Here is a 16,339-nt window from a genome sequence, read left to right as displayed (position 1 = left end):
AAATGCCGCGCTGGTTTCGCGGCGAAAAGGGGGCTGAAGCCGATGACCGATCTTCCGGTGACGATGATGGCGATTGATCCTGAATCGCCCGGCGGTCCGGAGGTGCTGGTTCCTGTCGCGCGCCCTGTTCCACAGCCGGCGGCGGGCGAGGTGCTGATCCGCGTGGCCGCCGCTGGGGTGAACCGGCCCGATATCCTCCAGCGGATGGGGGGCTACCCGCCTCCGCCCGGTGCGCCGTCCATCCTTGGGCTGGAATTGTCCGGCACCGTGGTCGCTGCGGGTGCGGGCGTGGACGCCGCGCTGATCGGGCGACAAGTCTGCGCGCTGGTCGCGGGCGGGGCCTATGCCGAATATGCCGTGGCGCCCGCCGGCCAGTGCCTGCCCGTGCCCGAAGTGGTGACGATGATCGAGGCGGCGGCGATCCCCGAAACCTTGTTCACCGTGTGGACCAATCTGTTCGAGCGCGCCTTCGCGGTGGAGGGCGATCGCGTACTCGTCCATGGCGGCACCAGCGGGATCGGCACTATGGCGATCGCGCTTGCCAATATCTTCGGGCTGGAGATCATCGTCACCGCCGGCTCGGACGACAAGGTCGCGGCGGCGAAGCGGCTCGGCGCGGATCATGCGATCAACTATCGCACCGAGGATTTCGTCGCGCGGGTGAAGGAGATCACCGGCGGCAGGGGCGTCGCGGCGGTGCTCGACATGGTTGGCGGGGATTATGTGCCGCGTAACCTCAAATGTCTTGCCGAGGATGGGCGCCATGTGTCGATCGCGGTGCAGGGCGGGGCGAGCGCGACGATCCCGATCTTCGATATCATGCGCCGCCGCCTGACGCTGACCGGATCGACGCTGCGCCCGCGCGACAATGGCTTCAAGACCTTGGTGGCGGAGGAATTGCAGCGGCTGGTGTGGCCCCATGTCGAGGCCGGGCGGCTGCGCCCGGTGATCGACCGCAGCTATCCGCTGGCCGATGCCGCGGCGGCGCATCGCCGGATGGAGGCGGGCGCGCATGTCGGCAAGATCGTGCTGACGATAGGGTGAGGCGGCTCCTCAGCGCGTCATGCGTTGTGGAACGATCACCGTGATGCCGTCGAGCACCAGTTCGCGCGCCCGTGCCGATTGGGGGATTCGGACGGGGTTGAGCAGCACATAAAGCCTGTCGGGCGCGAGTTTGCCCGCGATGAAGTCGGCGGTTTCGGACGCGAGGCGCGCCTCCGTCGCCGGCGATTTGCGCGCGGCATAAACGAGCCGCATCGGTCGCCCGTGATTGATTGATCGCCACGCCACTTCCTGGAACAGCCCGAGATCGGCTTCGGCGCGCGCCGGAACGAATGTTACGTCGTGTGCCGCAACGATCGCTGTGTCCCAGCGCGGATCGAGCGTGCGGACGTAGGTTTCACGGTGCGCCGCCTCGGCGCTGGTCGCGCGCACCGCGGCTGCGATTCCCGCCGTGTCGGCGGCCTGCACCGCCAGTGCGCCCGCCAGCAACAACGGCGCGCGCCGTTCCGGCAGGCGGAAAACCAGCAGCAGCAATGCGAAGGCCAGCGTATAGGCGACGGGCCAGAACAGCCGGCCCGACGCGCGAACGAGATCGAGATAGGGGGCCAGCGCCTCGGGCAATGTGAAACGCGCGACTTTCGCCCCGGCGAAATCGGGGAACGGGCTGACGGCGATCAGCGCAAGCACGACAAATGCGGGAACGAGCCATGCGAGGCGGCGCAATATACCGCGTTCAGCGGCGTCGCCGCGATATTTCGACGTGGCGTAGATCGCCGCCGGAACCAGCAGCAATATGCCAAGGCCGAGATACTGGAATCCTTCGAGCCCGCGTCCTTCGCGTTGCGGGATCGCGGGCAGCAGCGTGCGGTATCCCGGATTCGCCGGGTTCCACAACGCATCGAGCGGCATCGCGAAATATCCGTAAGTGCCGGTAACCGCGAAGCGCCCTCCCGCCCCGAGGCGGGATTCCACCGCCAATAACATGCCTAAAATCGTCGCGCTGCCCAGCCCGATCCGCAGCCGTTCGCGGCGCGTCGGCGCTTGCCAGAAGATCATCAGCATCGCGCTCGCCCAGATCGCGGCTGTCATCACCAGCAGATAGCTGTGGATCAGCGCCGTCACGACGAGCAGGATCGCCCATCGCGGCAGCGAGCGGGCACGATCCCGGTCGGTGAACAGCCACAATGCCCACAGAATCAGCCAATGGGCGAACAGATTGGCGTGGATATAGCGGTTCATCAACGTGGGGAGCGCGGCGAGGAGCATGACGCCGCACCACAGGCTGATCGCATCGGGCGCGTGCGGCTTCAGCAGCCGCCAGGCGAACCATATCTGCAGAAACAGGCAGGCGAGCAGCCAAGGCCCGACCAGTTGGGCATCGTTCGGGAGCAATGCCGCGAACGGCCTGGCCGCCAGCGTCACGAGCGGATTGGAATCGGTGAACAGGATCGACACCCCGTCCGGCGCGTTGAGCAGGCCGGTGCGCAGGTTCCACCCCGCTTGGTCGTCATGCAGAAAGGCATGGGTGCCAAGCGCGTTTTCACCATTGTCGCTGCCCCGGATCAGCCAGCCGACATTGTCGATCTGGAGCGTCGCCGGGTTGAACAGCGCCAGGAACAGCGCGATCGGCAGCACGATCAATGGCAGTCGGGCGACGAACGCGAGCATCGTCTGTGCTTAAGGGCGGGATGGTTAAGATCGCCCAAAGTCGCTTTTGTTTGCGCGCGGATAGCCAAAGCGGCATGTCTTCGCGATGAGCGCGCTGATCCTCCATGAAGATCCGATATCCGGCAATTGCTACAAAATCCGCCTGACGGCGGCGCATGTCGGCATCCCGATCGAGCGGCGCGGTTATGACATCATGCGCGGCGAGACGCGCACCGCGGCCTTTCTGGCGCAGGTCAGCCCGAACGGGCGCATCCCGGTGCTCCAGATCGGGGACGATTATCTGCCGGAAAGCGGCGCGGCCTGCTTTTACCTCGCGCATGGCTCGCCGCTGATCCCGGTCGATCGCTTCGATCATGCCGATATGCTGCGCTGGATGTTCTGGGAGCAATATAATCACGAGCCGAACATCGCGACGCTGCGCTTCTGGCGCGCGATCGTGGGCGTGGAGCAATTGACGGAGACGCAGCGCGCGCTGCTTCCGGCGAAGGAAGCGGCGGGGCATGATGCGCTGAAGCTGATGGACGCGCATCTCGATCGGGCGGACTGGTTCGCCGCCGGGCGGTTCACGCTCGCCGATATCGCGCTCTATGCCTACACCCATGTCGCGGGCGAGGGCGGGTTCGATCTGGCGCGCTATCCGGCGGTGGAAGCATGGCTCGCGCGCGTCGCCGCCCTGCCGCGCCATATCGTGATGGGCGGCTGAGCTGTCGCACAATCCGGATCAGCGACGTTCCGATCGAACACGCGGCCTGATGGCTTGCCCTCGCGCGCCGGGCGCACTAAGTCGGCAAAAGTGACGTGGCCGCTCCGGTAAGGGGCGGCCCTATTTGTTTGCGATGGAGTTTTCGCCGTGGCCCAGCCGCTCATGCCCCATGCGACCGCTTCATGGCTGGTCGACAATACCGCGCTCAGCTTCGAGCAGATCGCCGATTTCTGCGGCCTGCATATCCTTGAGGTGCAGGCGATCGCGGACGATACCGCCGCGACCAAGCTGACCGGTCGCGATCCGGTGCGAGCGCACGAACTGACGATGGAGCAGATCGAAAAGGGGCAGCGCGACCCTGATTACCGCCTTCAGATGACCAAAGGCCCCGAGCAGGTCCGCCGCACCAAGGGGCCGCGCTACACGCCGGTTTCGAAGCGGCAGGACAAGCCGGACGGCATCGCCTGGATCATCCGCAATCACCCCGAAATCACCGACGGCACGATCTCCACGCTGATCGGCACGACGCGCACCACGATCGCCGCGATCCGCGAGCGTTCGCACTGGAACATCGCCAATATCGTGCCGAAGGATCCGGTGACGCTCGGCCTCACCACGCAGCGCGAGTTGGACGCGGCCGTGTCCAAGGCGGCGAAGGCGTCGGGCGTCGAACAGGCGCCGACCGATCACCGGCTTGAAGGCGATCGCGAGGCGCTGATCGAACAGCTTCGTGCCGAGCGCCTTCAGGCGGCGCGCGATGCCGAATCCGCTGGCGACGAGGCATCGAACGATGGTGGCTTCGAGGATCCGTTTCGCCGCTGATCCGGTCGCTCCGGTTTCATCGTGATGGCTCCCGCGCGACCAGGCTGCGCGGGAGGCGGCGCGGGGCGAACCGATCGGGCCGCCCGGTTGCTCGCCTGTATCCATCATTGTCGCGCGCGAGAATTTAAGCCGATCGCTTGAGTAATGCGCGCGGCGGTGGCACGTCGTTCGCGATGGCAGCAAATATCCAGCGTACCCTGATCGGCGATGAGGGGCTCACCCCCACCAGTCACGCGGGCCTTACCTTTCCCTTTGGCGAGCGCGGGCCGCAGCCGGGTGAGTTGCTCACGCTCGCGGAGGGCATTCGCTGGTGGCGAGTGCCGATGACCGGCCCGCTCAAGCACGTTAACGGCCTGATCCTGGACGATGGCGATCACGAGGCGATGGCGATCGACACCGGCACCGCTTCGCCGCGCTCGACCGAGGCGTGGAACACGATTCTCGACGGCCCGCTTAAGGGTACGAGGATCAGTCGCATCCTCGGCACCCATTTGCATCCGGATCATATCGGCCTCGCGGGCTGGCTTTCGCGCCGGTTCGACGATGCGCCCATCGTGATGACCCGCACCGAATGGCTGATGGCGCGGATGCTGGCGGCGGACGGGCGCCCGGACGTGCCGCGCGAACAGCTCGATTATTGGCGCGGCGCGGGGTGGGACGAGGCGCAGATCACGCGCGGCAAGGAATCCGGCTGGTCGAATTTCGCGAAGATGATCTCACGGCTGCCGCTCACCTATACGCGCATCCGCGATGGCGAGGAGTTGCGCATCGGTGGGGCGGCCTGGCGCGTCGTCACCGGCAACGGGCACAGCCCCGAACACGCCTGCCTCGTCGATTATGATCGCCGCATCCTGATCGCCGGCGATCAGGTGCTGCCCAAGATCAGTTCGAACGTCTCGCTGCATGTCAGCCAGCGCAACGAGGATCCGCTTGGCGACTGGCTCGATTCGATCGCGAAGTTCCGCCAATTGCCCGAGGATCTGCTCGTGCTGCCGGGGCATGGCGATCCCTTTTACGGGCTCCACGCGCGGCTCGATGCGCTGGATCACGAACATCGCGATCGGCTGGATGCGCTGGTGGACCTGATGGCGGCGGGGCCGATCCGCGCGGTCGATTGCTTCACCACCCTGTTCCGCCGCCCGATCGGGCCGGAGGTGATCGGCATGGCGACCGGCGAGGCACTCGCGCATCTGCGCCGGCTGGAGGTAGAGGGGCGGGCGGTGCGCGAGGTGCGCGATGGCGTGTGGTGGTACGCGCGCGCCTGACGCGCGGCTTTCACTTCGCCGCCGCGCGATTATGATCCGCCGTTCGCCGGGGGGCGAATCGGAGGCCGCATGACCGATCCCACGCTACGCGACCGCGCCGTGCGGCTGTACGACGCTTTCACCCACGAGCATCGCGATCGGCGGACGCTGCTGCGCGAGATGACCGCGCTGGCGGGCTCAGCCGTCGTCGCGGAGGCGCTGATCGCCGCGATCGGCGCCTCGCCCGCCGCTGCCTCGATCACCAAGGCCGATGACGCGCGGCTGCTGACGCGCACTGTCAGATCGACGGTCGCGGGCAAGCCGTCGATCGTTTATCTCGCGCGGCCCAGGGCGGGCGGGCGCAAGCTCGGCACGGTGATGGTGATCCACGAGAATCGCGGGCTCAACGATCATATCCGTGATGTCGCGCGCCGCGTGGCGCTCGCGGGTTTTCGCGTGGTCGCGCCCGATTTCCTCGCGCCATGGGGCGGCACGCCGGCTGATGAGGACAAGGCGCGTGAGATGATCGCCAAGGCCGATTACGACGTGATCGTCGCGCAGGGGCTCGCGATCCTCGCCGCCGCGCGCAAGGGGCCGGAGACGAGCGGGAAGGGCGGCGTGGTCGGCTTCTGCTGGGGCGGCGCGCTGGTCGATCGGCTCGCGGTGGCCGGTGGTGACGCGATCGACGCCGCCGTCGCCTATTACGGCCCCGCGCCCGCGCCCGAACTGGCCGCGAAGGTGCAGGCGCCGATGATGCTTCATTACGCCGGCAAGGACACGCGCGTCGCACAGACCGGGGAGCCATGGGTCGCGGCGCTGAAGGCGGCTGGGAAAACGGTGGAGGCGTTCACGTATCCGGGGGTCGATCATGCCTTCAACAACGATACCTCCGCCGAGCGATACGACAAGGCGGCGGCGGATCTCGCCTGGGGGCGGACGATCGCGTTTCTGCACAAATATCTTGACGGCTGAATTGCGGTTCGTTCATATTTTGTTCCAAGCCGAGTCGATAGGAGGCCGTGATGAGCGATCTGATTTTTTATACCAATCCGATGTCGCGCGGTCGTGTCGTCCGCTGGATGCTGGAGGAAGTGGGCGCGCCTTATGAAACGGTGGTGCTCGATTACGGCACGACGATGAAGGCGCCGGAGTTTCTCGCGATCAACCCGATGGGGAAGGTGCCGGCGATCGCCCATAAGGGGCGCGTGGTGACGGAAGGCGCGGCGATCGTCGCCTATCTTGCGGAGGCATTTCCCGAAGCCGGGCTGGCGCCGCGCGATGGGGAACGCGCCGATTATTTCCGCTGGATGTTCTTCGCCGCCGGCCCGCTTGAGGCGGCGACAACCAATAATTCGTTCGGCGTGGTGCTCGACGAACGGCAGCAGACGATGGCCGGTTACGGCTCGCTCGATCGCGTCGTCGACGTGCTGGAACAGGCCGTGGCCGCGCATCCCTATATCACCGGCGATCGCTTCACCGCGGCCGATGTCTATGTCGGCAGCCATGTGAACTGGGGCATGGAGTTCGGATCACTGCCGAAGCGCCCCGCGTTCGAGCGTTACGCGGAACGCATCATGGCGCGCGCGGCGGCGGTGCGCGCGCGGGAGATTGACGACGCGCTGATGCCGCAGCAGGCGCCGGCGGACGCATAAGGGAATATCGGGGCGGATAGGCGGCGCGCGCCGGGTGTGGCGAATCACTTTCGTGTTCGTATCCATGCTTTGGCGCGTGCCCGCTCGGAACTCGGGGTGATATCGCTTCCGGGGACACCGCAATTGCGTCATTCGCCGACCATCGGATTTGACTGCCGATCCGCCCCGGACATTCCGGCAGGGTGACGGCTGGCGCGCCACCGCCCCGGTGCGGATGCATGGCAATCGTTGCCGGTGGCGCTTGCGGACGTGATGCGGCGATGACATTCTGCGCTCGCCCGGATATGGGGCGGCTCGAATCAGTCAGAAGAGACAGGCCATTCGCCAGATCGCCGCGCTTCCCTATCGCATCGACGGATCGGTGCGGGACAGCGAAATCCAGGTTCTGCTCGTAACGTCGCGCGGGACGGGCCGCTGGGTCGTGCCCAAAGGCAATATCGGCCCCGGTTCCATGCCCCATTCCGCTGCGGCGCTGGAGGCGGAGGAGGAGGCGGGTGTGCGCGGTGCGCTCTGCCCGGTGCCGCTTGGCACCTATCGCTATCGCAAGCGGCGCAGCAGCGGCGCGTCGCTGATGGCCGATGTCGAACTGTTCCCGCTGGCGGTGACCAGCGAGTTGCCGACATGGAAGGAACAGGCGGAGCGCGAGCGCCGCTGGTTCTCGCTCGCCGATGCCGCCCATGCGGTGGACGAGCCCGATCTTCGCGAACTGATCCGATCCTTCGCCCCCTCGCAATTCGAGGTGGCGGTGCGCCGGCAATCACTGCTGACCAGCCAACAACCAATTTCCGGAGTCCGCTCAATGTTCGCCTGGTTCCAGCGATTGCTGCCCAAGACCGGCAATTTCTTCGATTTGTTCGAAGCCCATGCCGCCACCGTGCTCGCCGGGGCGGAGGCGACCGCGCGGCTGCTGCAAGGCGGCCCCGCCGCGCGCGAGCATATCCGCGAGATCATCGAGCGCGAGCATGACGCGGATCAGATCACGCGTGACGTGCTGACCACGGTGCGCGTCACCTTCCTCACCCCGTTCGATCGCGGCGCGATCACGGCGTTAATCGGCGCGATGGACGATACGATCGACGAGATGCAGGCGGCGGCGAACGCGATCGACCTGTATCAGGTGACCGAATTCGCGCCGGAAATGCGCGACATGGCGGGCATCGTGCTCGACGCCGCGCGCGTCGCGGCGGAAGCGATGCCGTTGCTGCGCGACGTTTCCCGCAACGGCCCGCGTCTGCACGAACTGACCGAGCGGCTGGTGCGGATCGAAGGCCATGCCGATGAGGTCCACGCCGCCGGGCTCAAGCGTTCGCTGGAAAATTACGGGACGCAGGATACGCTGCGTTTCGTTGTCGAGCGCGAACTCTACAAGCATCTGGAGAGGATCGTCGACGCGTTCGAGGATGTCGCCGACGAGATCGACGGCATCGTGATAGATCACGCCTGATCCGAAAGATGCACTCGCTCGCCTTTCCGTTGCTCGTCGGGCTGATCTTCGTCGCGCTGGCGTTCGATTATCTCAACGGCCTGCACGATGCCGCCAATTCGATCGCCACCGTGGTCGCGACGCGGTTGCTCTCGCCGGTCAAGGCGGTGGCGTTCGCCGCGTTCTTCAACTTCGCCGCCTATTTTCTGACGATCGCCTTCCCCAGCCTGCACGCGGTGGCGGAAACGATCGGCAAGGGGCTGATCGACAAGAATATCGTTACGCCCGCGGTGATCTTCGGCGCGCTCGGCGGGGCGATGTCGTGGAATGTCATCACCTGGCTGCGCGGCATCCCGTCATCGAGCAGCCACGCGCTGGTCGGCGGGCTGGTCGGCGCCGGCGTCGCGCATGGCGGGATGGCGGCGGTGAAATGGGCCGGGCTCAACAAGACGCTGCTGGCGATCGTGCTGTCGCCGCTGCTGGGCATGATGCTGGCGATGCTGGTGATGCTCGCCAGCAGTTGGGCGCTGCGCCGCGCCTCGTCGGGCCAGGCGGAGCGATCGTTCCGCGTGATGCATTTGTTCTCGTCGGCGGCCTATTCGCTCAGCCACGGCCTCAACGATGCGCAGAAGACGATGGGGATCATCACTGTCCTGCTCTATTCCACCGGCTATCTGACCGGCCCGTTCGAGGTGCCGCATTGGGTGGCGGTGAGTTGCTATGTCGCGATCGCGCTCGGCACGGTGACGGGGGGGTGGAAGATCATCGAGACGATGGGTTCGCGGATCACCAAGCTGTCGCAGCATCAGGGCTTCAGCGCGTCGTTTGCCGGGTCGATCGTGCTGTTCGGCGCCTCGGTGCTGGGCATTCCGGTATCCACCACCCACACCATCACCGGCGCGATCGTCGGCGCGGGCACGGCGCGGCGCGCTTCATCCGTTCGCTGGGGCGTGGCGAGCAATGTGGTGGTGGCGTGGATCATCACCATCCCGGCATCCGCGGTAATCGGCGCGCTTTTCTATCTGGTGACGCGGCTGTTCTGATCCGCTGGCGGGAAAGCGGCGACACCCGCCCGCTCCGCCACCCCACGCCCCATTCGCGATACTGGCATGGTAGGCGGGGTGAGCGTTGCCGGCGGGATGTGGGCGCGCGCCGGCGCGATCGCGGGGCTCGACCGGGCCGAGCCCCATATCCGCCAGTTCAGAACATCTTGCGCAGCGACAGGCTGATCGTCCGCCCCATCGGATCGAGATAGCCCGGCTGATAGGCAAGCGGCGTCGCGCCGGTCGCGTCGGTCACGCGCTGGCGGCTGTCGAAGATATTGTTCACCCCCAACGACAGACGCAGCCCGCGTGCCCATGCCTCGTGCGGCAGGCGCTGCTGGATATTGGCGAACAGCCGCAGGTTGAATTTCGCGAGCGACGAGAAATGCAGGTCGCCCACCGCCGGGGTCGCCGACGTGCGGGTCGTCGCCGCGCCGCTCCAGCTTCCGCTCAGCCGCAGGCCGACGCCATTGTCGACCACGCCGGCGTTGAACGAAATCTGATGCCGCGGCTGGGTGATCGCGCCGATCGTGTCTCCGGCAAGCAGATCGAGCGGCTGCGCGCCATCACGCAGCACCAGCGTGTCGCGGATCGCCCAGGTGTGCCAGATCGAAAGCTGTAGCCGCGCCTCGTTGCCGCCGCCGCCACGGCCACCGCCGAAGCCGCCGCGACGGCCACCGCCCGGCGCGCCAAAGCCACCACCGGGGCCGCCAAACCCTTCGCCATGGCCATCCGGCCCCCCGCGCGGGCCGCCGAAGCCTTCGGGTGGTGGCCCCATGTCGCCGGGCGGGGGTGGCGGGCTATCCGCGCCCGCACCGCGCCCACCGTTGACCACCACGTCGCCCGGCGCGCCCTGCACGCCTGTCGCTTCCAGTTGCTGCGGCGGCCGTGTCGCGCCATCCGCGCCGGGCCGACCGGATTGGTCGCCCTCGCGATTGCGGCGCGGCCATCCGCCGGGCGGCGGCGTGGGGCGGGTCGCGGCGCGCAGCACCTTGGAGAAGACGACGCCCCAGCGGAGCTGTTCCTTTTCCTCCCGCGCGAAGTTCAGCGGTCGTGCGTCGATGCTCTCCAGTTCGCCATTTTCATCGCGGATGAAGCGATCGGGGAAGGCATTCTGCGCGAACAGGCTCGCCCCCGTCAGGCTGCCGATCGGATTGTTCACCCGGCTGCTGAGATAATTGGCGTTGATCGTCAGATCCAGCTTCGACACCGGCTTCACCGAGAAGCCGAGCTTGAACACATGCCGATCATCGGCCCTCAGATTGGGATTGCCGCCGATGATCTGCGATATCTGCACGGTTTGCCCGGTCACATAATCGAAGATGCGCACATTGGGCACCACGAGCAGCGGCGCTTCGAGTTGCTGCAAGGTCGGCGCGACGCGATCCTCGTTGACCGAGGCGATCACGCTGATCCCGGTGCGCGGGGTCCAGTTCAGGCCATAGCCGAACGTGCCGAGCGTGCCGTAATCCGAAAGCTGGTTCAGTTCGCCGTTGATGTTGGCGGTCAGCGTGCCGATCGCGCTCAGGAAGCCGGTCTTGGTGCTGGTCAGCGGGATGTCGAAGCTGAGCTGTGCGTTGCCCGTGGATCGCGTGATCGCGTTGGACAGGGTGGCGGCGCCCAGTCGATCGGTGGTGGAGGTGAGTTGGCTGGCATTCCCACCCATCTGGAACGACGTGCGCACCTTGCCGCCGGGCAGCGCGAACAATGGGCCGGACACCAACAACGATGCGCCGGCTGTGTTGCCGATCGCAATCCCATGCTGATCGCGGATGTTGCCGCTCTGGAAGCGATCGGTGTCGCTGCGCGTGTCGCTATGATCGTAGGTGCCGGTGAAGGACAGCTTCCAGTTCGTCGACAGATCATAGTTCAGCGTCACGCCGCCATGCGCGGTGAAGGTGTTGCTATCCTGCCGCAGCGCGGCGATCTCATTCGGATCGAGCGCGGCGGAGAGCGGCGCGCCGCCGACCAGCCCGCGGCTCGTCTGATAGCCTGCGGTGCCGTTCAGCGACGCGGTGAGCTTCGGCGAGAGTTGATAGGCATAGGTGCTGTTGAGCGAATAGTTGCGCGTCGAAGGCTGGAGCGTGCGCAAATCGGTGTCGCTCGCGAACGGATTGGCGGGATCGCTCGCCGCCGGATCGGCGATGATGCCGCGCTGGCTTTCGCGCAGCGCCGCGCTTGTCCTGGCGCGGGCCACCACGTTCAGCCGCTCATTGTCGCGAATTTTGGTGAGCCCGAATTCGCCGCTGGCGTTGCCGCCGCCGCTTTCGGTCGCCGCACCCGCGCCGACGCTGACGACGCGCGCATGAAAACGGCGGCGCAGGATGATGTTCACCACCTTCTGCGTGGCGCTATAGCCGTATTTCAGCGCGACTTCCTCGGGCAGGATATCGAGCCGCGCGATCGCCTCAGTCGGCAGGTCACCCACCTCGTTGATGCCGGAAATGCGCTTGCCGTTGACGAGCACCACCGGGCCGCTGCTGCCGCGCCCCTGGATGCTCGATGTCTGGTCCGAAATCTGATCGAGCAGATCGCTGACCGAATTCACGCCGTATGCGGCGATGTCGGCGGGGGTGAGCTGGTTTTCGGGCGGAATGTTGCCGATCACCGCGCCGGGCAGGGCCTGCCCGGTGACGACGACATCCTCCTGTTCCGTCACATCGGTCTGCACTGCGGCGGGCGGCGTTCCCTTCGTTTCCTGCGCGTGGACGGGAGTGGACAACGCGAGCGCGCCGAGCACGAGCGTGAGCGAGGACTGAAGCGCATAGCGTGAGGTGGAAGATGAGATAGGCATGATTTCCCGGTGATGAGGCAATGAAGATGAACGGATGCTTGGCGCGTGCGTCGCGCAACTCAATCCGGTGATGTTCCGGGGTCGGTGGCGCAGGTGCCCGTTGGCAATGCGATGGCCTGAGCGGAAAAGCGGAACACCTGGCACCCCCGGTTGTGGTTGTCGCCATGCTTTCGCGAACCATCGTCTCGCGAATATTACGTGATTGAAACGATTGTCGGCGTGATGAAATATACATGAACCGGCGCGCCCTTGCGCGGGCGGGGCGTTTGCGGGGATAGCGGCACGCGAAACCCCCCGCTTTTCCCCGGAGCGCCCGTGCCGACCCTCTATGATCTGATCCGCCCCGCCATCTTTCGGCTCGATCCTGAAAACGCGCACCGGCTGACGATCGCGGCGCTGCGCCTGATGCCGCGCCTCGCCGCGCCGGCGGAGGATGCGGCGCTGGCGGTGGAGGTGGCCGGGCTGCGCTTTCCCAACCCCGTCGGCATGGCGGCGGGGTTCGACAAGGATGCCGAGGTTGCAGACGCGCTGCTCGCGCTCGGCTTCGGCTTTGCCGAGGTGGGGACGATCACGCCGCTGCCCCAGCCCGGCAACCCGCGCCCACGCCTGTTCCGGCTGACCGAGGATCGCGCCGTCATCAATCGCTTCGGCTTCAACAGCAGGGGCGGGGCGGCGGCGGCGAAGCGGCTCGCGGCGCGGGCGGGGCGCGGGGGCATCGTTGGCGTCAATCTCGGCGCGAACAAGGATTCCGCCGATCGCATCGCCGATTATGTGACGATGGCGCGGCTGACGGCGCCTTATGCCAGCTATCTGACGCTCAACATCTCCAGCCCCAACACGCCGGGGCTGCGCGCGTTGCAGGATGTCGGCGCGCTGCACGATCTGCTCGATCGCGTGCTGGCTGAGGTGGACGAGGCAGTGCCGGTGTTCCTGAAGGTCGCCCCCGATCTCCAGCCCGCCGATGTCGACGCGATCGCCCGCGCCGCGCTCGATCGGCGGCTGGGCGCGCTGATGGTGAGCAACACCACGATCACCCGCCCGCCGCTGCATTCGCCTCACGCCGGGGAGGGCGGCGGGCTATCGGGCGAGCCGTTGCGGCTGCTCGCGCTGGAGCGGCTGCGCGATTTCCGCAAGGCGACGGGCGGCGCGCTGCCGCTGGTGGCGATCGGCGGCATCGCGACGGCGGACCATGCGTGGGAGAGCATCCGCGCGGGCGCGAGCCTCGTCCAGCTTTATAGCGCGATGGTGTACGAAGGCCCCGGCATCGCGCGGCGCATCACGCACGGCCTGGCGGAACGCGTGCGGCGCGAGGGGATGCGGTCGATAGGGGAAGCGGTGGGGACGTAGGGTGGGGCGCCGCGCAATTGATCGCTCTTGACCGAACGGACTATTCCCCGTCGCGGACCTTTCCGGCTCCGCTCCCCGCAACGGCTATTGCCCAAAACAGAGCGCCGCCAAGTGCGCCGAACAGGGCGATTTCACCTAGTAACTGCGCGGTCATCAGCCATCCGAACGCGGTTTTCGATCCATTAATCACGGTGGTGCGGTTGTCGATGATTGCCTGATCCGGTGTGTTAACAAGCGTCAAAAATGCCCATGGCAGGGACGCCACAACTGCTCCCGCGATCGCGCAGTTTGTAATATGCGGCGCGAAGTGCCTGCGTAGCGCGAAATAGGCTGGAATACCGAATAGCGCTGCGGGCGGGTAAGCGCCGATTACGGCATACACCAGCGCGGATCGCCAAACTCGCTCTGCCATTGTCGGAAGGCCGGCATAGAGCGGCAATGCAACTGCAATCGAGAACGCTGCGAGCGCTGGAACTACGATAAACGCGACAGCTACTCGCCACCGTGGCGATAAGTTCGTTCCGGCAGGCTCCCATGCATGTCGGCGAGATATCATATCGACGCCCGCCTTCCGAGGCGCGACGCAGCAAAGCCGCCACCTAATCCCCACCTGAAAGGGGCTCGCTACCAACGCCGCACCTATCCCGCCCGCGCCGGCGAGGCCTTCCCCGCCACCATCCGCTCGCCGTCGATCACGATCGGCCCTGCGACGCCGGGCAGGCCGTCGAGCGTCACACGCATCCCGCGCGCGATCACTTGGGGGTCAGCGAACACCTCGTCGACATTGTTGATCGGCCCCGCCGGCACGCCCGCCGCCTCCAGCGCGTCGGCTAGCGCGGCCTTGTTCCAGTCCAGGATCGCGCGGGTCAGGATTGGGATCAGCGCATCGCGGTGAGCAAGCCGCGCGGGGTTGGTGGCGAAGCGCGCGTCATCCGCCAGCGGCAGGCCGAGCACTGTGCACAGCTTCGAGAACTGCCCGTCATTGCCCACCGCGACGATCAACTCGCCATCGGCGCAGGCGAACGCCTGATAGGGGGTGAGGTTGGCGTGGCCGTTGCCCATGCGATGCGGCACCTTGCCGCTCGCCATCCAGTTGAGCGCCTGATTGGCGAGCACCGCCACCTGCGTGTCGAGCAGCGCCATGTCGATATGCGCGCCCTCGCCGCTTGCGTCGCGGCGGCGCAGCGCGGCGAGGATCGCCACCGCCGAATAGACGCCGGTGAAGATATCGGCATAGGCGATCCCGGTCTTTTGCGGTGCGCCGGCCGGCTCGCCGGTCAAGGACATGATCCCGCCAATGCCCTGGATGATGAAATCATATCCGGCGCGATGGGCATAGGGGCCGGTCTGCCCGAAGCCGGTGATCGAGCAGACGATCAGCTTGGGGTTGGCGGCGCGCAGCGAGGCCGCGTCGAGGCCGTATTTGACGAGCCCGCCGACCTTGTAATTCTCGATCACCACGTCGGCCCCGGCGATCAGGCGCTTTACCGCCGCCTGCCCCTCGGGCGTGGCGATGTCGATCGCGATCCCGGTCTTCCCGCGATTGGTGGAATGGTAATAAGCCGCGTCGAGCGAGTTGCCGTCGGCGTCGTAAAGAAACGGCGGCCCCCAATGGCGGGTGTCGTCGCCCGCGCCGGGGCGTTCCACCTTTATCACTTCCGCGCCGAGATCGGCGAGCAATTGGCCGCACCACGGCCCGGCAAGAATCCGCGCAAGCTCCACGACGCGAATACCTTCCAGCGGCTTCATGCACGGCTCTCCTGCCTCGTTCCCGGAGGCATGACTAAGCGGGATGGCATGGGCTTACCAGCCCGGCGCGGCGGAACATTCGCTTGCCTCCGCGCGTCTTGCCGCACGGGCAATACCGGGAGGAGCTTTATGAAGATGGTGACGGGGATGGCGCTCGCGGCTGCGCTGGCAACGGGCGCGGCAATGGGCGCGGTGGCGCAATCGCGCGGCGATGCGGCGGATTACAAGTTCACGTACACCTATCCCGCCGAAGCACGGCGCATCCCGGCATTGCGCGCATGGCTGGAGGGCGATGCCGCCAGACTGCGCGCCGCGACCGCGCGGGACGCTGCCGAGGCGCGCCGCCAGGCGCGAAAGGAGGGTTTCCCTTTCCGGCAATATGAAACGCAAAAGAGTTGGAAGCTGGTGGCGAGCACTCCGCGTTTCCTGAGCCTGTCGGGCGATGTCTATAGCTATACCGGCGGCGCGCACGGCAATCCCGGCTCGCTCGGCTTGCTGTGGGACAAGGCGGTCGGGCGGCGGCTGGAGCCCAAGGCGGTGTTCACCTCCGATGCGGCGTTGCAGGCCGCCATCGGCACGCCATTCTGCGCGCGATTGAACGTCGAGCGCACCAGAAAGCGCGGTGCGCCGCCGTCGGGCGACGGCATGTTCGACAAATGCCCGAAAATCGGTGAACTGACGGTGTTGCTCGGCTCCTCGAACAACAGCCGGATCAACCGCATCGGGCTGATCGCCGATCCCTATGTTGCCGGGCCTTATGCGGAGGGCGCCTATGAGGTGACGCTGCCGGTGACGGCGGCGCTGCTGCGCGTGGTGAAGCCGGCCTATCGCGCCGCTTTCGCGATCGGGCGATAAACGCACCCCGTTTTCAATTCCGGCCCGCCGATTTACG

At 66.5% G+C, this 16,339-nt stretch carries 14 protein-coding genes; 10 read left to right on the top strand and 4 right to left on the bottom strand.

All coding sequences use genetic code 11. The features are described from left to right. Positions 1–42 precede the first annotated feature (42 nt). Positions 43–1,044 (top strand): NAD(P)H-quinone oxidoreductase, encoded by a 1,002-nt coding sequence (locus tag Q0316_RS17655; protein ID WP_298674709.1) that lies wholly within the window; start codon positions 43–45, stop codon positions 1,042–1,044. 9 nt (positions 1,045–1,053) lie between these two features. Here Q0316_RS17655 and Q0316_RS17650 read toward each other — a convergent pair whose 3' ends face one another. Continuing rightward, on the bottom strand, positions 1,054–2,670 hold the full coding sequence (locus Q0316_RS17650) for a DUF6311 domain-containing protein (protein WP_298674707.1): 1,617 nt from the start codon (positions 2,668–2,670) through the stop codon (positions 1,054–1,056). Between the two features lie 85 nt (positions 2,671–2,755). Between Q0316_RS17650 and Q0316_RS17645 the strand changes: the two genes are divergently transcribed. From Q0316_RS17645 to Q0316_RS17615, 7 genes are all read left to right on the top strand, one after another. Then, entirely contained in the window at positions 2,756–3,373 is a 618-nt protein-coding gene (locus Q0316_RS17645) for a glutathione S-transferase family protein (protein ID WP_298674704.1), read from the top strand. Between the two features lie 147 nt (positions 3,374–3,520). Further along, positions 3,521–4,195 carry a DUF1013 domain-containing protein gene (locus Q0316_RS17640; protein ID WP_298674701.1) on the top strand — a complete coding sequence of 225 codons (675 nt, stop codon included), beginning with the start codon at positions 3,521–3,523 and terminating at the stop codon, positions 4,193–4,195. 173 nt (positions 4,196–4,368) lie between these two features. Continuing rightward, a complete protein-coding gene (locus Q0316_RS17635; RefSeq protein WP_298674699.1) occupies positions 4,369–5,460 on the top strand; it encodes an MBL fold metallo-hydrolase in 1,092 nt (363 codons plus the stop codon). Between the two features lie 69 nt (positions 5,461–5,529). After that, complete coding sequence (locus Q0316_RS17630) at positions 5,530–6,411, top strand: dienelactone hydrolase family protein (RefSeq protein WP_298674696.1); 882 nt, start codon at positions 5,530–5,532, stop codon at positions 6,409–6,411. Positions 6,412–6,461: 50 nt separating this feature from the next. After that, positions 6,462–7,091 carry a glutathione S-transferase family protein gene (locus Q0316_RS17625; protein WP_298674693.1) on the top strand — a complete coding sequence of 210 codons (630 nt, stop codon included), beginning with the start codon at positions 6,462–6,464 and terminating at the stop codon, positions 7,089–7,091. Between the two features lie 319 nt (positions 7,092–7,410). Beyond that, entirely contained in the window at positions 7,411–8,535 is a 1,125-nt protein-coding gene (locus Q0316_RS17620; RefSeq protein ID WP_298674758.1) for a DUF47 family protein, read from the top strand. An 8-nt stretch (positions 8,536–8,543) separates the two neighbouring features. After that, a complete protein-coding gene (locus Q0316_RS17615) occupies positions 8,544–9,557 on the top strand; it encodes an inorganic phosphate transporter (RefSeq protein WP_298674690.1) in 1,014 nt (337 codons plus the stop codon). A 157-nt stretch (positions 9,558–9,714) separates the two neighbouring features. Here Q0316_RS17615 and Q0316_RS17610 read toward each other — a convergent pair whose 3' ends face one another. Next, positions 9,715–12,351: a TonB-dependent receptor gene (locus tag Q0316_RS17610; RefSeq protein WP_298674687.1), complete on the bottom strand. Its 2,637-nt coding sequence runs from the start codon at positions 12,349–12,351 to the stop codon at positions 9,715–9,717. 315 nt (positions 12,352–12,666) lie between these two features. On the opposite strand from Q0316_RS17610, the gene Q0316_RS17605 reads away from it, so the two are divergent. Next, entirely contained in the window at positions 12,667–13,698 is a 1,032-nt protein-coding gene (locus Q0316_RS17605; RefSeq protein ID WP_298674684.1) for a quinone-dependent dihydroorotate dehydrogenase, read from the top strand. Positions 13,699–13,738: 40 nt separating this feature from the next. On the opposite strand, the gene Q0316_RS17600 is transcribed toward Q0316_RS17605, so the two are convergent. After that, complete coding sequence (locus Q0316_RS17600; protein ID WP_298674681.1) at positions 13,739–14,137, bottom strand: hypothetical protein; 399 nt, start codon at positions 14,135–14,137, stop codon at positions 13,739–13,741. A 200-nt stretch (positions 14,138–14,337) separates the two neighbouring features. Further along, a complete protein-coding gene (locus tag Q0316_RS17595) occupies positions 14,338–15,447 on the bottom strand; it encodes a CaiB/BaiF CoA-transferase family protein (RefSeq protein ID WP_298674678.1) in 1,110 nt (369 codons plus the stop codon). Between the two features lie 129 nt (positions 15,448–15,576). On the opposite strand from Q0316_RS17595, the gene Q0316_RS17590 reads away from it, so the two are divergent. Then, entirely contained in the window at positions 15,577–16,302 is a 726-nt protein-coding gene (locus Q0316_RS17590; protein WP_298674675.1) for a DUF4163 domain-containing protein, read from the top strand. The last annotated feature ends 37 nt before the right edge of the window (positions 16,303–16,339 follow it).

This window comes from uncultured Sphingomonas sp., from assembly GCF_937871615.1.
Lineage (GTDB): Bacteria > Pseudomonadota > Alphaproteobacteria > Sphingomonadales > Sphingomonadaceae > Sphingomonas.
The sequence above is the reverse complement of the archived record's forward strand: the minus strand, read 5'-3'. Positions and strand labels throughout refer to the sequence as shown.

What these genes read in the sequence shown, in the direction of transcription:
- Q0316_RS17655 (WP_298674709.1), top strand. Translation starts at nt 43, where the DNA reads ATGACCGATCTTCCGGTGACGATGATGGCGATTGATCCTGAATCGCCC.
- Q0316_RS17650 (WP_298674707.1), bottom strand. Translation starts at nt 2,670, where the DNA reads ATGCTCGCGTTCGTCGCCCGACTGCCATTGATCGTGCTGCCGATCGCG.
- Q0316_RS17645 (WP_298674704.1), top strand. Translation starts at nt 2,756, where the DNA reads ATGAGCGCGCTGATCCTCCATGAAGATCCGATATCCGGCAATTGCTAC.
- Q0316_RS17635 (WP_298674699.1), top strand. Translation starts at nt 4,369, where the DNA reads ATGGCAGCAAATATCCAGCGTACCCTGATCGGCGATGAGGGGCTCACC.
- Q0316_RS17630 (WP_298674696.1), top strand. Translation starts at nt 5,530, where the DNA reads ATGACCGATCCCACGCTACGCGACCGCGCCGTGCGGCTGTACGACGCT.
- Q0316_RS17625 (WP_298674693.1), top strand. Translation starts at nt 6,462, where the DNA reads ATGAGCGATCTGATTTTTTATACCAATCCGATGTCGCGCGGTCGTGTC.
- Q0316_RS17615 (WP_298674690.1), top strand. Translation starts at nt 8,544, where the DNA reads ATGCACTCGCTCGCCTTTCCGTTGCTCGTCGGGCTGATCTTCGTCGCG.
- Q0316_RS17610 (WP_298674687.1), bottom strand. Translation starts at nt 12,351, where the DNA reads ATGCCTATCTCATCTTCCACCTCACGCTATGCGCTTCAGTCCTCGCTC.
- Q0316_RS17595 (WP_298674678.1), bottom strand. Translation starts at nt 15,447, where the DNA reads ATGAAGCCGCTGGAAGGTATTCGCGTCGTGGAGCTTGCGCGGATTCTT.
- Q0316_RS17590 (WP_298674675.1), top strand. Translation starts at nt 15,577, where the DNA reads ATGAAGATGGTGACGGGGATGGCGCTCGCGGCTGCGCTGGCAACGGGC.